Below are 17617 nucleotides of genomic sequence, written 5' to 3'. Positions count from 1 at the left end.
GCGGCCGCAGGCGCCCGGCGCAGCTGCCTCGGCCGTCGTCCGTGCCTCGCCGGGCCCCCGCGACCACGACGCGCGCACGGCTCACTGACCCGTTCGCGCGCTCATCACGCGGTCGTCGCCGCCGACTTCGTGGCCAGTTCGCCCCGTACGCGGGCGGCCGCGCCGACCGGGACGGCGTCGGAGGCCAGCGCGGCCCGGACCAGGCGTACGGGGTGGCCGCTGACCGGCGGGTCGGCGGCGAGCGCGGACTGGATGAGCGGTTCCAGCAGGGGCCAGGCCCGGCTGACGCCGCCCCCGACGACCGCCGTCGTGATGTCGGCGACGCCCGCCGTGATCACGATCGCGCGGGCGATGCCGGCCCCGGCCGCGCGGTACACCGCGCGGGCGTCCTCGTCGCCGCTCGCCGCGGCCTCGGCCACCTCGCGCGCGGTGCGCCGCAGGCCGGTGCGGTCGGCGTAGCGGGCCGCGATGGAGCGGCCGGAGGCCAGTGTCTCCAGGTGGCCGCGTCCGCCGCACGAGCAGGGCAGGTCCCCGAAGCCGGGGATGTGCCCGATCTCGCCGGCCGCGCCGTGCGGGCCGGCGTACAGGGCGCCGTTGGTCCACAGGGCGCCGCCGACGCCGGTCCCCAGGGTCATGCCGAGCACGTCGGCCTCGCCGTGCACCGCGCCGCCGTTCACCTCTCCGTAGAGGAAGGCGTTGACGTCGTTGTCCAGGTAGGCGGGCACACCGAGGGCTTCCTCGACGGCGGCGGTGACCGCGAAGCCGGCCCAGCCGCGGAAGGAGTCGCTGGCGACCAGGATGCGGCCGTTCACGGAGTCCACCACCCCGGCGGCGCCGATTCCGGCGCCCGTCAGGTGGCCCGGCGTGCGGGCCAGCAGCGGGGCGAGGGCATCGAGCGCGGCGCCGATCATGGCGTCGCCGCCATCTCGCGCCGGGGTGTCCGTCTCCGCCCGGTCGAGGACCGTCAGGTCGTCCGAGCAGACGACCACCTGGGTGGTGGTGCCGCCGATGTCGATACCGGCGAACAGCGGCCGGCGGGAGGTGTGCATCGCGTGGTCCTGCGGGGTGTGGGGGGAGAGAAGGGGTCCGGTCACGCCTGGGCCTCCGTACGGCCGGCCGCGAGGGCGGCCAGCCGCTCGGCCCTGCGGCCCCGCTGCACCACCGGATCGGGTACCGGCACGGCGGCCAGCAGACGGCGGGTGTAGTCGGTCTCCGGATGCAGCAGGGTCGTTCCGGTGGGGCCCTGCTCCTCGATCCGTCCGGCGCGCATCACGACGACGTGCTGGGCGAAGTGCTGTACGACGGCGAGGTCGTGGGAGACGAACAGGCAGGCGAAGCCCAGTTCTCGCTGGAGTTCGGTGATGACCTCCAGGACCGTTTCCTGCACGCTCACGTCGAGCGCGCTGGTCGGCTCGTCGGCGACCAGCAGTCGGGGTTCGAGCACCAGGGCCCGGGCCAGGCTGACCCGCTGGCGCTGTCCGCCGGAAAGCTCGCGAGGCGCGCGGCGGGCGACTTCGCGGGGCAGCCGTACCTGGTCGAGGACGTCGGCGATCCTGGCCTGGCGGTCCCTGGCGGTGAGGTCGCGGCGGTGGATCCGGAGGGGTTCGGCGACGCACTCGCCGATGGTCATGCGGGCGTCGAGGGAGGCCACCGGGTCCTGGAGGACGACACCGATGCCGGCCCGCAGCGCGCGGCGGGCCCGGGCGCGGGTGCGGCCCAGGTCGGTGCCGAACAGGGTGACGGTTCCGGAGGTGGGCGCGACCAGGCCGAGCGCGACCCGCGCGGCGGTCGACTTGCCGGATCCGGACTCGCCGACCAGGCCGAGGGTCTGCGCCGGACCGACCTTGAACGACACTCCGTCGAGGGCGTGCACGGCGGTCCTGCCGCGGCCGAACACGACGCCGATGTCGCGCAGTTCGACCACCGGTCCGGCGGACTTGGCGGATGTGTCCGCAGGTTCGGCTTCCGGAGCGCGCACGGCACGGGGCTCGGTCACCGGGTGGGCGCCCGGCCCCGCGACCGACAGCCGCGGTACGGCGGCCAGCAGGCGCCGGGTGTAGTCGTGGGTGGGCCGCAGCAGGACGTCCTCGACCGCCCCGGTCTCCACGATCTCGCCCTGGTACATGACGGCGACCCGGTCCGCGAAGTCCGCGACGACGCCCATGTTGTGGGTGACGAGCAGCACGCCAGTGCCGGTCTCGGCGGCGAGCCGGCGCAGCAGGTCGAGGATCTCGGCCTGCACGGTCACGTCGAGCGCGGTGGTCGGCTCGTCGGCGATGAGGAGCCGGGGCTCGTTGGCGATGGCCATGGCGATGACGACGCGCTGACGCTGTCCGCCGGAGAGCTGGAACGGGTAGGCGCGGGCCCGCCGCTCCGGCTCCGGGATGCCGACCCGGCGCAGCAGGTCGACGGCCTCGGCGGCCGCGTCCTTGGCGCTCACCTCCCGGTGGTTGCGGATCACTTCGGCGATCTGCTTCCCGATGCGGGTGAGCGGGTCGAGCGCGGTGGCGGGCTCCTGGAACACCATGGACACGGTCTTGCCACGCAGTGCCGCGAGGCCGTTCTCCGCGGCGCCGACGATCTGGGTGCCGGCGACGACGGCACTGCCGGTGGCGCGGGCGTTCCCGGTGAGCAGGCCCATCGCGGCGAGCGCGATGGTCGACTTGCCGGAGCCGGACTCGCCGACGAGGGCGAGCGTCTCGCCCGGCCGGACCTGGAGGGAGACACCCTTGACCGCGGGCACGTCGCCGGTCTCGGTGGTGAAGACGACGCCGAGGCCGTCGAGTTCGAGGATCGGTTCGGCCGCCGTGGTGCGGGCGGCGGAGCCGTCGGTGGTGGCGGTCATCCGCGTCCCCTCACATCGAATGCGTCGCGGAGTCCGTCCCCGATCGCGTTGAACGCCCACACCACCAGGATGATGGCCAGGCCGGGCGGCAGGATCAGCCACCAGTAGCCGGAGTAGGCGGCGGTGAGACCGGCGGAGAGCATGCCGCCCCAGTCGGTCTGCGGTGGCCGTACTCCCATGCCCAGGTAGGAGACGTAGGCGACCAGCAGGATGGCGTCGGCGACCTGGAAGGTGGCGGCGACGATGACGGTGGACACCGAGTTCGGCAGGATGTGCCGCAGGATCGCGCGGGCGTGCGTGCCGCCGATGGCGCGCAGGGTCAGCACGTAGTCCCGGTTCTTCAGGGTCAGGGTCTCGGCGCGGACCAGCCGGGAGGGCACCAGCCAGGACACCAGGCCGAGGATGAGGACGAGTCCGCCGAGGCCCGGTGTGGTGATGGCGGAGACCACCAGCAGGATGAACAGGGCGGGGATCGCGATGCCGGCGTCGACGATCCGCATCATCAGGGCGTCGATCCAGCCGCCCGCGTAGCCTGCGGCGGCGCCCCACAGCGTGCCGATGCAGGTGGCCAGCACGCCCGCGGCGAGGCCGACGATCAGCGAGACCTTGCCGCCGTACATGAGCCGGCCCAGCTCGTCGTGGCCGACGGCGTCGGTGCCGAGCCAGTGGGCGCCGCTGGGGGCGAGGTTGACCTGTTCGAGCAGGGTGTGGGTCTGGTCGGTGGAGTACACCAGCGGACCGGCGAAGCAGAACAGGAAGAAGAGGACCACGACGGCGAGTCCGACGACGGCCAGTCTGTTGCGCAGGAAGCGGCGGACGGCCAGTCGGGTGCCGGTGGCCTCGCGCGGCTCGGCTGCCTTCGTCGGGACCGCGTCCGGCTGGATGACGGCGCTCATGCCCGGCCTGCCTTCACTCGGGGGTCGATGATCCGCTGGACGATGTCGGCGAGCAGCGTGCCGGTGACGGTGGCGACGGCGATCACCAGGACGCAGCCCAGCAGGACCGGGTAGTCGGAGGACTGTGCCGCCGTCCAGAACAGCAGCCCCATGCCCGGGTAGTTGAACAGCTGCTCGACGACGAGCGCGCCGCCGAAGAGCACGGGGATGTAGTAGCCGAGCATGGCCACCACGGGGGTCAGCGAGTTGCGGAAGACATGCCGCGCGAGGATGGCGCCGGAGCGGGAGCCGCCGGCCCTGGCCGTGCGGACGTAGTCCTCGGAGAGGTTCTCCAGGGTGGCCGCGCGCATGTACCGGCTGAACACGGCGATCATGGAGGCCGCTCCCGCGAACACCGGCAGGACCAGGCCCTGCGGGTCGGAGAACACCTGCCCCACGGTCTCCCCCTGCGGTGCCTGCGAGGGGAACCACGCCAGTTCCTGGCTGAAGACCAGCACCAGGATCAGCCCGAGGAAGTACACGGGCGTGGAGTAGGCGATGAAGCTGAGCGTGGTGATGACGTAGTCCGTGGCCTTGTTGCGGCGGACGGCCTGCCACATGCCCAGCGGGATCGCGAGGACGAGACCGACGACGGCCGACAGCAGGGTGAGGACCAGGGTCTTCGGCAGCCGTTCGCCGATGAGCTGGGAGACCGGCTCGTTGAGGGTGTAGGAGGTCCCGAGGTCGCCGTGCAGCAGCCGGCCGAGGTAGTGGAAGTACTGCACGGGCAGGGACGTGTCGAGGCCCTGTTCGTGGTTGAAGCTCGCGATCTGCTGGGCGGTGGCCTGGGGGCCGAGGATCCCGCGGGCGGGGCCTCCGGGGAGCGCGTGCAGCAGGCCGAAGACGACGACGGTCACGATGACGATCACCGCGACGGCCTGGAGGACGCGTCTGATCAGGTACGAGGAAGTGCTCATGTGTTTTCCGGTCGCTTCGTCTCCGTGGCGCGCGGGGGCGTCACCTGGACAGGGGCGTCACCACGACGTGGACGTCGGTGCGGCGCGGGTGCGCCAGGGGTGCGCGCGTGCCTCGGGCGTCCGGCCGTGCGGCCGGCCACCGTCGGCCCGCGCGGGCACCGACCGGGCTTACTTGGTCCACTTCCACATGGCGGGGTGGAAGTTGGCGAGCGAGTCCTGGGCGAAGCCGCCGAGGCCGTCGCGGATCACGGAGATCTGGTAGTCGGGCTCCGGCAGCCAGATCACGGGGAGGTCCTTGGCGAGTGCGGCGCTGTAGTTCTGCACCGCCACGTCCGAGGAGGACGTGGTGGTCTGGGTGATCAGCTTGTCGACCTCGGCGTTGGAGTAGTTGCCGAAGTTGGAGCCGCCGCCGGTGGCGAAGAGCGAGTCACCGCTGGGGTAGGCGGGGAAGTACCAGCTGCCCGCGGTGCCGAAGAAGGACAGCTGCCAGGAGCAGCTCGACTCGCCGGACTTGCACTGACCGGCCTGCGACAGCACGGAGTTGACCGGGGCGGTCCTGATGCCGAACTTGATGCCGGTCTTCGCGAACGACGACTGCAGCGCGCTCATCATGTTGTCGGTCACGGTCGAGCCGGACTGGGACAGCACCTGCATCTCGAACTTGGTGCCCTTGTCGACGCCCGCACCGCACTGGTTCGCGCCGGTGCCGGGGGCGTTGCACACCATGGTGCCGCCCTGTTCGGTCCAACCGTGGTCGGTGAGCAGCTTCCTGGCCTTGGCGGTGTCGAAGGGGTACGGGTTGTCCTTCTGGTCTGCCGAGACGAAGGACGACTCCTGACCCTGCGGGATCGGGCCGTAGGTGGAGACGGCGCTGCCGTTGAAGACCACCTTGGAGAGGGTGGTCTGGTCGACCGACATCTGGATGGCCTGGCGGGCGTAGAGCTGCTTGAACACCGGCCCCATGGCGGGGTTGTTGAAGTTGTACGGCATGTAGGTGATGGCCCAGCCGCTCCACGGCTTCACCGAGTAGCCCTTGGCCTTGAAGGACGCCTCCTGGCTCAGGTCGGAGGCGTTGATGTAGCCGTAGTCGACGGTGCCGGCGCGGAGGGCGTTCTCCTCGGCCTCGGTGGTGGTGAACGGCAGCAGGTTGACGTTCTTGATGTTGGCCCTGCCACCGCCGTCGTACTTCGCGTTGGCGGTGAGTTCGACCCGTCCCGCGGTGGTGAACGACTTGATGGTGTACGGGCCGCTGACCGTCTTCCACAGCGGGTCGGTCGCGTAGCCGGATATCTTCTTGGCGGCGTTGTTGAGGTACGTCCAGACCTGCTTGGCGCCGGCGGCGGTGCGGTCCAGGTCGGAGACGGCGCCCGAGTCGCCGGTCTTGTCCCAGGCGTGCTGCGGGATCGTGCGGATCATGCTCAGCTCGTTGGCGAGCATCCACTGCTGGTTGTAGGCCTTGTCGAAGGTGATCGTGAAGTGCGTGTCGTCGACCGTCTTGAAGGACGTCCAGTTGTCCGGCGCCTTGCCGGGGCTGTAGCTGGCCCAGTCCGCCTTGTTCGCCTTGACGAGGTTGAACCAGAACTCCACGTCGCGCGACGTGATCGGCTTGCCGTCGCTCCAGTGGCGCTGCCCGAGGGTGATCGTCACGCTCTTGCTGTCCGCGGCGAACCTGGCGTCGGTGGCCAGCGAGTTGTCCTTGTTCCAGCCGACCTTGCCGGCGGAGCCGTCGTACGCGATCAGCGGCTCCCAGACGGCCTGGGAGATGGAGGAGTTGTTGGTGTTGAGGTGCGCGGCGGTGCCGATCGGGAGGACCCAGTTCGGCGTGAAGTTCGCCGGGAGCGCGTAGTTGATGGTGTCCGACGACGCCGGTCCGGACGACGAGGTACCGCCGCCGGAGCAGCCGGTGACCAGCGCGCCGGTGATGACGGCGGCACCCGCGACGAGGGCCCAGCGGCGGCCGGCGGCCGTGGGAGCAAGGAACATGGCTCTCCTCAGAATGGAAGGACCCGCAAACGTCATGGGAGGACCCAGACCGGCGCCGCGGGGTCGGCGCTGCGTACGGCGACAGTCAACGACGGACGTGCCGAACAAACAAACAAGAACGAATAACAAGTAAGTTACTGCGAATTCGAAAAAACCCCGAACTCCCCGCCGGGGGCATCGTTTACGACATTTCTGTGCCGATTTGCTCTACATCGACAGCGCGCCGATGCTCGCGGTCGTCTCCACGGAACCGTTCCCCACGTGCCGGAACGGGCGTACTGTCTCCGGCACACCCATTACCCCGGAAGTTACTTCGTACATGACCGAAATAAGTGCACGGGACCGCAAGAGCAGCAAAGGCGTGAGCCCGAAGGGCGCCGCCCTCGCCACCCGGGTCCTCGAACTCGTCGCGTCGGGGCAGGCGTCGTCCCGCGCCGAACTCGCGCAGCTCCTCGGCACGGCCCCTTCCACCATCTCCCTCACGGTGGCCGAGCTGGTCGAGCGCGGCCTCATCGCCGAGGAGGGCACCCAGTCCTCGACCGGGGGCCGCCCGCGCAGGGTGCTCAGGGCCGGCAGCGCCGACGAGTACGCGGTGGCCGCGGACGTCGGCGGCCGGCACGCCCGGATCGGTGTCGTGCTGCCGGGCAACGGGGTCCGCGACGTCGCCAACGTGCCCTTCGAGATCGCGGACGGCCCCGAGGCGGCGCTGCCGAGGCTCGCCGAGCACCTGGAGTCGCTCGCCCAGCAACGCGGACGCGACCGGCTCCGGGGCGTCGGGCTCTCCCTGCCCGGACCCGTGGACGTGGTCGCCGGGGCCGTCGTCCTGCCGTCCCGGATGCCCGGCTGGAACCGTTTCCCGGTGGCCGCCTGGCTGGAGGAGCGCTTCGGCGTCCCGGCCGTCGTCGACAACGACGCCAACTGCATGGCGGTCGGCGAGCAGAGCGTCCGGCCCGCCGAGCACCGCCGGACGATCACGGTCAAGATCGGTACGGCGATCGGCGCCGGCGTCATCATCGACGGGAACCTCTACCGGGGCGCGACCGGGGCGGCCGGCGACATCACCCACATCCGGATCGAGAGCGGCGCCGACATCCCCTGCTCCTGCGGCAACACCGGCTGCCTGGAGACCGTGGCGTCCGGCGCCGCGCTCGTCCGCATCCTGCACGAACGCGGGGTGGACGTGGCCAGCACCGAGGACGTGGTCCAGCTCGCCACCGACGCCGACCCGGAGGCCACCCGCGCCGTCCGCCGGGCCGGCGACCACCTCGGCCGGGTGCTGGCCGCCAACGTCAACTTCTTCAACCCGGACGCGGTCTACCTCGGCGGCATCCTCTCCACCCTGGAGCCGTTCGTCGCCGCGGTGCGCAGCCAGCTCTACGAGAGCTGCCACCCGCTGGCCACCGAGCACCTCACCATCGAGCGGACCGTCCTCGGCGCCGACGCCGGTCTCGTCGGGGTCGGACTCTTCGCTCTCCAGCGTGCCCTGGCCCGCGCCCTGGGCGACTCCGGCGGCGACGGCGCCGACCGGTTCCGCACCGTCGTGCCTCCCGGGAGGGGCTGACGCCCCGTAGAGGCTTCCATTCCGCAGCACCGCCCACTCCGCACGACCCCGCACGAGGAGCCATGACGCACACCCGCACCGCCCTCGCCCGCCCCGTCATCGCCATAGCCGGCCTGGGCATCGAGTCCTCGACCTTCTCCCCCGCCCGCACCGAGGCACCCGCCTTCCATCCCGCGCGCGGCGCCGAGGTGTTCGACCGGTACCCCTTCCTGGCCCCGGGCGAGGAGCTGCGCGAGGCCGCCGAATGGCACGGCGCGCTGGTCGGCAAGTCGCTGCCGGGCGGCACCGTCACCGCCGCCGCCTGGACCGCGCTCACCGACGAACTGATCGAACGCCTCGCCGCGCTCCCCCGGCCGGACGGCCTCTGGTACGACATCCACGGCGCCATGACCGTGGAGGGGATCGACGACGCCGAGGCCGTGCTGCTGGAGCGCATCCGTGCCACCGTCGGCCCGGACGTGATCGTCTCCACCTCGATGGACCTGCACGGCAACGTCTCCCGTGAACTCGCCCACCGCAGCGACCTGATCACCTGCTACCGGACGGCCCCGCACGAGGACCACATGGAGACCAAGGAACGCGCCGTGCGCAACCTGGTCGACCTCCTGGTCTCCGGCGGCCCCCGCCCGGTCAAGGCGTGGGTGCCGGTCCCCGTACTGCTGGCCGGCGAGCAGACCTCCACCCGGATCGAACCAGCGAGGAGCGTCTACGCGGCGGTCGACGAGGTCGAGGCCACCGCGGGTGTGACGGACGCGGCGATCTGGGTGGGCTACGCGTGGGCGGACGAGCCCCGCAACCGCGCGGCGGTGGTCGTCACCGGCGACGACACGGCCGCGGTCTCGGCAGGTGCCGAACGTCTCGCCCGCGGCTTCTGGGACGCCCGCGACGCCTTCGGCTTCGTCGCCCCGACCGGGACGTACGACGAACTCCTCGACGAGGCCCTCGCCTCCGACCGTCGGCCGTACTTCATCAGCGACACCGGCGACAACCCGACCGCGGGCGGCGCCGGAGACGTCACCTGGGGCCTGACCCGGCTGCTGGAGCGGCCCGAGTTCCAGAAGGAGGACGGGCCGACCGTCGTCTACGCCTCGGTGCCCGGACCGGCCGCCGTCGAGACCGCCGTCGCCGCGGGCGTCGGAGCCACGGTCACCGTCACCGCCGGCGCCGAGGTCGACGACCGGCACGCGGGACCGGTCACCCTCACCGGCGTGGTGCACGCCATACGGCACGGCGACCGGGACGCCGAGACCGAGGTCGTCGTCCGGGTCGGCAGCGTGCACGCGATCCTCACCAGGCTGCGCAAGCCGTACCACCACGAGCACGACTTCACCGGCCTCGGCCTCGACCCGCGCTCCGCCGACATCGTGATCGTCAAGATCGGCTACCTGGAGCCCGAGCTGTTCGACATGTCGGTCGGCTGGAAGATGGCCCTCACCCCCGGCGGTGTCGACCAGGACCTGGTGCGCCTGGGCCACCGCCGCATCCGCCGCCCGATGTTCCCCTTCGACCGCGACATGCCGGCGCCGGACCTGACGGCCCGGATCATCCCGGCCTCCGACCAGCCGCTCACCGGGGACGACGAGTGAACGCGCCCACCGTGCCCGCACTGGAGATCGCCGTCACCTCACCGGCCGGCGCCCGCGTCGCCCTGGACCACGGAGCCGACCGCGTCGAACTCTGCGCCGGTCTGGAGCTGGGCGGTCTGACCCCGTCGGCCGCCCTGGTCGAGGCGGTCGCCGTCGTGGGCCTGCCGGTCCAGGTACTGGTCCGGTGCCGGCCGGGCGACTTCGTCTACGACGCCGAGGAAATCGCGCTGATGGCCGCCGAGGTGCGGTCCGTGATCGCCTCCGGCGCCTCGGGTGTGGTCGTGGGCGCGCTCGCCGCCGACGGCACCCTCGACTCCGAGGCCGTCGTCCGCCTCGCCACGGCGGCCCGGGAGGCGGGCCGTCCTGCCGAGGTGACGCTGCACCGTGCGGCCGACCTGTCCGCGGACCCCGTCGCCACGGCGGCGCTGCTGCCCGAGCTGGGGCTCACCCGGGTGCTCACCTCGGGCGGTGCCGCCGCCGCCGGACAGGGGCTGGAGCGCCTGGCCGCCATGGTCGAGGCCGCGCCCGGTGTGCAGGTGATGGCGGGCGGCGGCGTACGGCCGTCCGACATACCGGCGTTGACGGCCGCCGGTGTGGCCGCCGTCCATCTGTCGGCCAAGCGCCGCGCGGAGCCCCGGCGCCGGGCCGCGTGGGTTCCGCTCGGCGCCTCCGGTTCGGCGGCCGACCAGGACACCCATTTCGTCACCGACCCTGCGGTCGTCGCCGAGGCCAGGAGGATGCTGGCGGCCCGGACGACGGTCTGACCGTCCCGGTGAACCGCGGTCGGCCGAGACCGCGGTGAGCGGCCCGCAGCGCTCCGGCGCGGCGGCCGTAGAGGGCCGGTGCGACGTCTCCCGGGCCGGTGGTCTGCCGAGGGTGACGGTGGCGCCGAGGCGGTCGGTCCGCCGGCGGTCACCTTGACGGTGACGGTGCCGGAGCGGGCCGCCGTGTGGTTTCCGGCGCCCGGGTCGAGCAGCGCCGCCTTTGGTATCTGTTCGGCCCGCCCGGCAAGTGCGCCTGCGTATGCGGCCGTTGACCGAACCGGGCGGCCGACACCGCCCGGCCGGCCGCGGGCGCGGCGCGGGCGCCTCGGCTGCGCGGGCCGCCTCCCACCGGTGGAGGCGGCCCGTCGTCCCGTGACGGCGTGGCTACTTCATCCGTCGTGCCTCACCAAGGCGCCGGGGCCGGTGGCGGGACCACCGGGGGCCGGTCGTCGCAGGTGAGGGTGTTCGGCAGTTCCCAGGACGCCAGCCAGGGGCCGGTCGTGCCGCCTCCGTCGTTGCCGCCGAGGTCGTTCACCGCGAACTCGGACCCGGATGCTGGAAAGTTGAAGGAGCCGCAGTTGTTGATGCCGACCGCGCCCACGTTGCGGGCGTCCACGTTCTCGAAGGACGCCGAGCCGGCGGAGCGGGCGCTGAGGACGGAGGTGCCGGTGCCGTCCACGCGGATGTCCTTGAAACGGACGCCTCGGATCGCGTACTTGTCCTTCACCGGGAAGTCGGAGACCAGCATGATCGCGTTGTAGGTGTTGTCGAGGAAGTGGTCGCCGGTCACCTGGATGTCGGCGTCGATGTCCCGTTCCAGGGCGTAGAACCAGATCGCGCCCAGGCCGATCTTCCAGTTGAGCTCGAACGGCCCCGAGCGGACGGTGGTGTTGTCCGAGATCTTCAGACGGCCGGTGAACGGCTCCGCCCCGAACCGGGAGCCGACCTGGATGGCGCTTCCCTCTCTGATCGGGTCCGCCACGAGGTTGCCGGTGACCGTGTTGTCCGTGCCGCCGTACAGGGCGATGCCGTTGGCGAGGACCGGGGTCTGCACGGTGTTGTGGGCGAAGACGTTGCGGGCGTCGCCCGTCTTCTCCGACCACATGGCCAGACCGTCGTCGCCGCTGTTGCGGACGAAGGTGTCGGAGACACGCGAATCAGTGACGCCGGTGTGGAAGTTGAGACCGTCGGCGATCTGGTCGGCGATCTGGGTACGGGTGACGCGCAGACGTGTCATCGGGCCGTCGAACCACATGCCGACCTTGGTGTGGTGGAGGTAGAGGCCGTCGATCGTGGAGTCGCTGAGCGCCCCGCCGATGGCGTTGACCTGGTCGGTGTCGATGCGTTCACGTACGTCGCCCTCGACGGCGAAGCCCGACAGGTGGACGTCGTGGCTGCCGCCGTCCGCGGCGTCCTTGCCGTAGAAGCCCACCCCGGTGTGGACCGAGCCGTCGGGGGCGGGGGTGTCGAGGGTGACCTGGTGCCCCTTGACGATCGTGTACCAGCTGCCGGCCCCGACGATCGTCACGTCGTCCACGACGATGTGACGGTTCACCTGGTACGTGCCCGGCGGCAGGTACACCTTGCGGTGCCGCTCCTTCGCGTAGGCGACGGCCCGGTCGAAGGCGTCGCCCGCGTCACGCCGGCCGGTGGGGTCGGCTCCGAAGGCGACGACGTTCACGGCATGCGTCTCGACGTGGGGTGCGCCGACGAGTTGTGTGTCGAGCAGGTCGATGACGGTCCAGGCGGCCGTGCTGCTCCTGGGCGCGGTGAGGCGGACGGTGTCGCCGGCCGCGTACCGCTTGCCGAGCAGCAGTCTCTGCTCGTCGTAGAAGTGGCTCGGCCGGAACGGCTTGTCGATGGTGGGCGCCGGGGTGGTGGCGGACGGCACGCAACCGCATTCGGTGATCCACCAGTCGGGGTGCAGCAGGTCGCCCTGGGGGTCGTTGCTGAACGGGTACTGGTTGTAGAGCCAGGAGTACTGCGAGGTGAGGGTCATCGTGGTGCGGTGACGGCCGTCCACGGCGACGTCGAGGGGCGCGGTGATGCCGCCGCCTCCGGGAGCGTCGGGGATGCTGTACCGCACGGTGAGGGCGTTGGCCGCGTGGGGCAGGGTGAACTCGACGTACTGGCCCGGCTTCAGGCGCACCGCCGTGCGGCCGGATGCCTCCGAGGGCAGTGTGTAGGCGGTGCGGTCGGGGCCGATGACGGTGCCGTCCGTCGCCGCGTTCTCCGCCTCCTGTTCGTCGAAGTCCACCGCGGCGCCCCGCCCCGCGACGAGGGCGGGGTCGAGTCCGGCCCGGGTCACCACCGGGGAGCCCGTGCCGCCGGCGTGCCACGACGCCGCCGGAGCCGGAGCGCCGAGGCCGAGCACGAGTCCGGCGGTGACGGCGGTCAGTGCCACGAGCGTCCGAGCGGGTCTTCGCGCACGGCCTCTCAGCCGCTCCGCAGCCACGTGGTGGAGGTACGGCGCCATCGGGTTCTCGTTTCTCTAGGAGCGGAGGTCACCGAGGGCAGCTCGGTGCGCGGCGGCACGACGGGAACGGGCCGTGCCGCTGCGTACCGGGACATTAGGGCGCGACAGGACAGCCGGACAAGACAACGGACGCTTCTTTCCATGTCCAAGTAGGATTTCTGCAAGAGATTGTCAATTACTTGCGCGCACCAATGTCGTTCCACGCAAGGAGACAGACGCTCCCGGCCCAAAGCGTCAGGCGGTCTCGGACCGTTGTTCATCGCGCTGCGACCTGCGATGATCCAACCTCGATCCGTGATCACGGGGGGGGGAGTCCGAGCGTGGGACCCTTGAGAACAGGCAGTCACAGCAACGCGCCCAGCCGGAGTGTGGGACGAGCGCGCGTCGCACTCCTGGCTGCACTGGGCATCACCGCCGTCTTCGTTACGGGGTGCGGTAGTTCGGGTGACGAAGGACTCCCGGTGCGGTTGGTCAACGAGTCGGCCTGGGACGCTCACGTATTCGGCTGTCCGTCATGCGGAGAGCGCGGTCTCACGGCCGTGGCGGACCCTGACCCGACGCGGAGCGGGAGCGGCGGCAGCTACGTCGGGTGGACCGAAGAACGCGCATGGCCCGTGACGTACAAGGTGGCTGTCCGAGGAGCGGAATCGGTCTGCCCGGTCATCGACCCCAAGCCCGCCAAGGCACACGGTGAAGTGGGCATCCGGGACATCGTCTACGTGGTGGACAAGACCGGGAAGTGTGTCGCAGGCCCCGCCGACTTGGACGACCTCTGACCTCGGCATGTACGGGGCGCCCCTCGGCGGCCCGCCTGGCGAGGCGGTGCTGCTGAGCGGGGGTCAGGCGCCGCCGGCGTGTGGGGCGTCGAGGGTGTACGTGGTGCCGACGCTGGTCTGGACCCATGCCTCGGGAAGGGCCGCGGCGAGGGTGTGCTGGGCGCGCCACCCGGTGCAGTGACCGGGGACGACCAGCTCGGGTGTGAGTTCGGTGAGCGCGGCCACCGTCGGGCCGATGACCGGCTCGAAGGCGGGGCCGCTCAGGTGGAAGCCGCCGATGACGGCCAGCAGTCTGCCGACGCCGGTCAGCCTCATGGCGTGCCGGACGATGTTGACCACTCCGGCGTGGCCGCACCCGGTGACGACGACAAGTCCCCGGCCGCGCACGTTGATGACGAGTGCCTGGTCGTCGATGACCAGGGGGTCGTGCCGCCAGCCGCTCCCGTCCCAGGCCTGGTGGGCCCGCGGCATCCCGTGCTCGAACTCGGTGACGCGGTCCACCTCGCCGGTGATCAGGACACCGCTGGCCAGCAACGACGGCTGCCGCCGCTCGATGACCTCGAACCCCTCGCGCTCCAGGGCACCGCGTGACAGCGTGGGCATCTCCAGGCGTTCGCCTGCGGGCAGTTCCAGGCGGCGACGGGTCCAGACCGCGGGATGGACGGTCAGCGGCAGACCGGAGCGCCCGCGCAACCGGGCCAGGCCGCCGAAGCCGCCCGCGTGGTCGAAATGCCCGTGGCTGAGCACGACGCCCTGCAGGCCGCCGACATCGATGCCGAGACGTTCGGCGTTCACCGCCAGCGCGTCCGGGGACGCGCCGGTGTCGAACAGCAGCGTGCTGCTCGCGCTCCCGCTGCGGACGGTGACCAGCGCGGAGAAGCCGTGCTCGGCTCGCAGCCCCGCGACCGACTCGCCGCCGGCGAACTGTGGCGCGGCGGTCCGCCCGGTACCGACCCGCGCCCGGGCGACGCCTTCGGCAGAGGCCAGCAGTGCGTCGAAGGTGTTGTCGACCATCGTCGTGACCGTGACCTCGTCGACCTCCGGCAGCGTCACCGGGTCGACCGCCGGTCCTTCCGCGACCCGAGGCGCCGACCAGGCCGCCTCGGCCGCCGAGCGCCCGTGATCGTCACACATGCCGGAAAGCGCCTCCTCACCGATACGACCGGCCGGCGCAGCAGATCCCGGTACCGGCCACAGGCCCTCGGCGGTCGCGCCGACCGGAGCGGCCGCGCGCACCGCGCGATGTCATACTTCCACTCGCGCGGGCGGGACGACTACGTCGACGAGCCCGGTCGTCACGTCGTACACGAGCCCCGAGACGAAGACTCCGGCCGGCAGCTTCTGCCTGAGGATGCCGACGTCGACGCGGACGGCGGCGACCGGGTCGGTGACCGCCTTGGTGTCCACGTCGCCGGCCGGAACCTCGAAGTAGTCGGCGAGCAGGTCCGGGAACGCGGCCAGGTCGGTGATCCCGCAGTCGGTGTGCTGCAGGACCACGTAGTGGACACCGCCCGGGCGGGGGCCGTGTGTGCGGGCCTGGACGACCTTCGAGAGCATCCCCAGCGTGCGGAGTGTCGAGGGCGTGACCCGTCCTCCGACGTTGCGGATCGCCGCCGCCTCGCCGAGCTCGAGACCGAGCACGTCGGACGGGTCGACACGGGGATCGACGCATCCGATGACCGTCAGACCGCCGCTGGGCATGAGCCCCAGGCCGGCGCATGCTCCGCCGTCGGCGAACCCTGCATTGCGCCGCACCAGCTCATCCGTGTCGATCACCGTGGCGACACCCCTCTGCGCTACGAGCCCGTCCCCCGGCGGCGGCACCGCCGCACACCGACCACCCTGGACCGCCCCCGCCCCGCACGCCACCCGACCGGGTGGTACCGGAAGTCCGGTCGGTCCGGGCGCGCGGCGGTGCGCTCCTGGGGTGCGGGCGAAGGTGACCGGTGGGATTCTGAACTTCCCGCAAGGCGGGGGGCGACAGCGCGAACCCAGGCACCGGCAGTTGCCCGAGGTGGTTGAAGTGATGGGCATCATGACAGCAGGACGTCCACGGCGACGGCCTCTCACGCCGCTCGCCGCCGTCGTCGACGGCGTCCTCGCGGGCGTGGCCGGGACGGTATGCATGGATGCCACGCGCTATCTGCGATACCGCCGCGCGGGAGGCACCGACAGCCCCAAGGACTGGGAGTTCGCGCCGGTCGAGAACTGGGAGGAGGCACCGGATCCGGGCAAGGTGGCGAAGCGGGTCCTGGAGGGGTTCACCCAGCGCGAGGTCCCTGACCGGTGGGCGTGGCTCCTGAGCACCGCGATGCACTGGTCCTACGGCTCGGCCTGGGGTGCGCTGTACGGGATCGTCGCCGGGTCGGTCCGGCGCCCGAACCCGTTGCTCGGCCTTCCGCTCGGCGCGGCTGTGTGTGCCAGTGCGTACCTGGTCCTGCCGCAGGCCGGGCTCTACCAGCAGTTCTGGAAGTACAGCCCGCGGACATTGGCCGACGACCTGAGCGCACACCTCGTGTTCGGGCTGGGAGCCGGCACCTGCTTCTGGCTCATCAGCAGACATTGAGGAGACGACCGGTCGAGCGGGCCGCCTTTCACGGGTCGGTGCCTCCTTCTCAGCGCAGCTGCTCGGCAAGCCCGACGATGATGCCCTCCGGGCCGCGGAGATAGCAGAGCAGGAAGCTGTCCTCGAACCGGGCGATCTCGCCGACGAGTTCGGCGCCGTGCGGACGCAGACGGGCGACGGTGTCCTCGATGTCGTCGACGGCGAACATGACGCGGTGCGTGCCCAGAACGTTGTGCGGCCGGTTGCGCGCACCGGCGCTGGTCGCCGCGGGGCTGTGGTACTTCGCCAGTTCGAGCCGGCCGTGACCGTCCGGGGTCCGGACCATCGCGATGTCACAGCGGACGCCGTCGAGTCCGGTGCACTGGTCGGCGAAGCGGCCCTGGACCTCCGCCCTGCCCTCCAGCTCCATGCCGAGCTCCACGAAGAACGCGATGGCGGCGTCCATGTCCTCGACGACGATGCCGACGTTGTCCATCCGCTGAATCGCCATGCTGGTCTCTCCCTCTCCGCATGCGGCCGGTGGCAGCCGCTGTCGTCCCTGGGCCGGAGCCGGCGACACGTCCTCGACATCCGCGGACCGCCGGCGCTCCGGTCTTCGCCGGACAGCAGCACAGCAGATCCCGGGTGGCTGGCGGAAATCGGCCCGGGGACCCCGCGTGAGGTTGTCGAAGACGGCGCGCAGCCACGGGCTGCGCACGGCCGGCAGCCGGGCCAGGGTGTGCTGGAGCGTTCCTGGTCGGCGCGGAACAGGTGGGTGGGGAGCAGCGGGAACGGGTCGTCGCGGAGGACGTCCCGAGGTATCGGGCCCGACGCGGGAACCGGCAGGTACGGCCGGGGAGAGACCAGCCACAGGCACACTCCCGGCGGCAGGGGAACCGGGTACGCCGACGCGGCCGGCCCGGCGGGAGCCCAGGTCCGGCCCGTCTGGGGATGGACCGGTACGAGGAGGATGCCGGCGCCCGCGTCCGGGGCGGGCCCGTCCCGGCCCCGCCAGGACGGCCCGCCGCCTCGGGGAGCCTGCCGGCAGCAGGGCATCGAGCGCGCGTCGGAACACGTCCGCGGTCAGACCGGCCGGGACCTGCACCGGCTGCCCTCGGGAGGCGACCAGCAGGTGTGCGAGCGCATGGCCGGCCGCCGCCTCCCACCGCGGGCTCCACGACCAGTAGTGGCTGGACCCGCCTGAGGCCGGCGCCGCGCGGGAGCGGGGC

At 71.8% G+C, this 17617-nt stretch carries 14 protein-coding genes and 1 pseudogene; 5 read left to right on the top strand and 10 right to left on the bottom strand.

The features are described from left to right. Nucleotides 1-104: 104 nt before the first annotated feature. The 5 genes from BLW82_RS41235 to BLW82_RS41215 form a co-directional block, all read right to left on the bottom strand. On the bottom strand, nucleotides 105-1049 hold the full coding sequence (locus BLW82_RS41235) for an ROK family protein (RefSeq protein ID WP_093508560.1): 945 nt from the start codon (nucleotides 1047-1049) through the stop codon (nucleotides 105-107). A gap of 41 nt (nucleotides 1050-1090) precedes the next feature. Next, nucleotides 1091-2845 (bottom strand): dipeptide ABC transporter ATP-binding protein, encoded by a 1755-nt coding sequence (locus BLW82_RS41230; protein WP_093507367.1) that lies wholly within the window; start codon nucleotides 2843-2845, stop codon nucleotides 1091-1093. Further along, nucleotides 2842-3741: an ABC transporter permease gene (locus tag BLW82_RS41225; RefSeq protein ID WP_093507365.1), complete on the bottom strand. Its 900-nt coding sequence runs from the start codon at nucleotides 3739-3741 to the stop codon at nucleotides 2842-2844. Before BLW82_RS41225 ends, BLW82_RS41230 begins: the two co-directional genes overlap by 4 nt. Further along, complete coding sequence (locus tag BLW82_RS41220; protein WP_093507363.1) at nucleotides 3738-4697, bottom strand: ABC transporter permease; 960 nt, start codon at nucleotides 4695-4697, stop codon at nucleotides 3738-3740. Before BLW82_RS41220 ends, BLW82_RS41225 begins: the two co-directional genes overlap by 4 nt. Before the next feature lie 168 nt (nucleotides 4698-4865). Continuing rightward, on the bottom strand, nucleotides 4866-6680 hold the full coding sequence (locus tag BLW82_RS41215; RefSeq protein WP_093507361.1) for a peptide ABC transporter substrate-binding protein: 1815 nt from the start codon (nucleotides 6678-6680) through the stop codon (nucleotides 4866-4868). Nucleotides 6681-6999: 319 nt separating this feature from the next. Between BLW82_RS41215 and BLW82_RS41210 the strand changes: the two genes are divergently transcribed. From BLW82_RS41210 to BLW82_RS41200, 3 genes are all read left to right on the top strand, one after another. Then, nucleotides 7000-8241 (top strand): ROK family transcriptional regulator, encoded by a 1242-nt coding sequence (locus tag BLW82_RS41210; RefSeq protein ID WP_093507359.1) that lies wholly within the window; start codon nucleotides 7000-7002, stop codon nucleotides 8239-8241. A 62-nt stretch (nucleotides 8242-8303) separates the two neighbouring features. Further along, entirely contained in the window at nucleotides 8304-9827 is a 1524-nt protein-coding gene (locus tag BLW82_RS41205; protein WP_093507357.1) for a M81 family metallopeptidase, read from the top strand. Continuing rightward, a complete protein-coding gene (locus tag BLW82_RS41200; RefSeq protein WP_093507355.1) occupies nucleotides 9824-10591 on the top strand; it encodes a copper homeostasis protein CutC in 768 nt (255 codons plus the stop codon). Before BLW82_RS41205 ends, BLW82_RS41200 begins: the two co-directional genes overlap by 4 nt. Nucleotides 10592-10994: 403 nt before the next feature. Here the strand turns inward: BLW82_RS41200 and BLW82_RS41195 are convergent, their stop codons facing one another. Further along, nucleotides 10995-13067, bottom strand: coding sequence for a glycosyl hydrolase family 28-related protein (locus BLW82_RS41195; protein ID WP_093507353.1), 2073 nt, complete (start codon nucleotides 13065-13067; stop codon nucleotides 10995-10997). 614 nt (nucleotides 13068-13681) lie between these two features. On the opposite strand from BLW82_RS41195, the gene BLW82_RS44775 reads away from it, so the two are divergent. Beyond that, the gene (locus BLW82_RS44775) at nucleotides 13682-13843 is read left to right on the top strand and encodes a hypothetical protein (protein WP_177233231.1); all 162 of its coding nucleotides are present in this window, start codon (nucleotides 13682-13684) and stop codon (nucleotides 13841-13843) included. A gap of 63 nt (nucleotides 13844-13906) precedes the next feature. Here BLW82_RS44775 and BLW82_RS41190 read toward each other — a convergent pair whose 3' ends face one another. After that, nucleotides 13907-14977: an MBL fold metallo-hydrolase gene (locus BLW82_RS41190; protein ID WP_093507351.1), complete on the bottom strand. Its 1071-nt coding sequence runs from the start codon at nucleotides 14975-14977 to the stop codon at nucleotides 13907-13909. Nucleotides 14978-15088: 111 nt separating this feature from the next. Next, on the bottom strand, nucleotides 15089-15619 hold the full coding sequence (locus BLW82_RS41185; protein ID WP_093507349.1) for a carbonic anhydrase: 531 nt from the start codon (nucleotides 15617-15619) through the stop codon (nucleotides 15089-15091). A gap of 259 nt (nucleotides 15620-15878) precedes the next feature. On the opposite strand from BLW82_RS41185, the gene BLW82_RS41180 reads away from it, so the two are divergent. After that, on the top strand, nucleotides 15879-16409 hold the full coding sequence (locus BLW82_RS41180; RefSeq protein WP_143063743.1) for a hypothetical protein: 531 nt from the start codon (nucleotides 15879-15881) through the stop codon (nucleotides 16407-16409). A gap of 49 nt (nucleotides 16410-16458) precedes the next feature. Here BLW82_RS41180 and BLW82_RS41175 read toward each other — a convergent pair whose 3' ends face one another. Next, the gene (locus tag BLW82_RS41175) at nucleotides 16459-16899 is read right to left on the bottom strand and encodes a VOC family protein (RefSeq protein WP_093508559.1); all 441 of its coding nucleotides are present in this window, start codon (nucleotides 16897-16899) and stop codon (nucleotides 16459-16461) included. A 168-nt stretch (nucleotides 16900-17067) separates the two neighbouring features. After that, a pseudogene (locus BLW82_RS45945) lies at nucleotides 17068-17586 on the bottom strand (hypothetical protein); the annotation flags it as partial. Nucleotides 17587-17617: the final 31 nt, after the last annotated feature.

This window comes from Streptomyces sp. Ag109_O5-10, assembly GCF_900105755.1.
In the GTDB taxonomy this organism is placed as follows: Bacteria; Actinomycetota; Actinomycetes; order Streptomycetales; family Streptomycetaceae; genus Streptomyces.
Note: the sequence above shows the minus strand (reverse complement) of the source record. Positions and strands in the feature narration are given on the sequence as shown.

Excerpts from the sequence above, each read along its gene's own strand:
- BLW82_RS41235 (WP_093508560.1), bottom strand. The coding sequence starts at position 1,049 with ATGCACACCTCCCGCCGGCCGCTGTTCGCCGGTATCGACATCGGCGGC.
- BLW82_RS41230 (WP_093507367.1), bottom strand. The coding sequence starts at position 2,845 with ATGACCGCCACCACCGACGGCTCCGCCGCCCGCACCACGGCGGCCGAA.
- BLW82_RS41225 (WP_093507365.1), bottom strand. The coding sequence starts at position 3,741 with ATGAGCGCCGTCATCCAGCCGGACGCGGTCCCGACGAAGGCAGCCGAG.
- BLW82_RS41220 (WP_093507363.1), bottom strand. The coding sequence starts at position 4,697 with ATGAGCACTTCCTCGTACCTGATCAGACGCGTCCTCCAGGCCGTCGCG.
- BLW82_RS41215 (WP_093507361.1), bottom strand. The coding sequence starts at position 6,680 with ATGTTCCTTGCTCCCACGGCCGCCGGCCGCCGCTGGGCCCTCGTCGCG.
- BLW82_RS41210 (WP_093507359.1), top strand. The coding sequence starts at position 7,000 with ATGACCGAAATAAGTGCACGGGACCGCAAGAGCAGCAAAGGCGTGAGC.
- BLW82_RS41205 (WP_093507357.1), top strand. The coding sequence starts at position 8,304 with ATGACGCACACCCGCACCGCCCTCGCCCGCCCCGTCATCGCCATAGCC.
- BLW82_RS41195 (WP_093507353.1), bottom strand. The coding sequence starts at position 13,067 with ATGGCGCCGTACCTCCACCACGTGGCTGCGGAGCGGCTGAGAGGCCGT.
- BLW82_RS41190 (WP_093507351.1), bottom strand. The coding sequence starts at position 14,977 with ATGTGTGACGATCACGGGCGCTCGGCGGCCGAGGCGGCCTGGTCGGCG.
- BLW82_RS41180 (WP_143063743.1), top strand. The coding sequence starts at position 15,879 with ATGACAGCAGGACGTCCACGGCGACGGCCTCTCACGCCGCTCGCCGCC.
- BLW82_RS41175 (WP_093508559.1), bottom strand. The coding sequence starts at position 16,899 with ATGGCGATTCAGCGGATGGACAACGTCGGCATCGTCGTCGAGGACATG.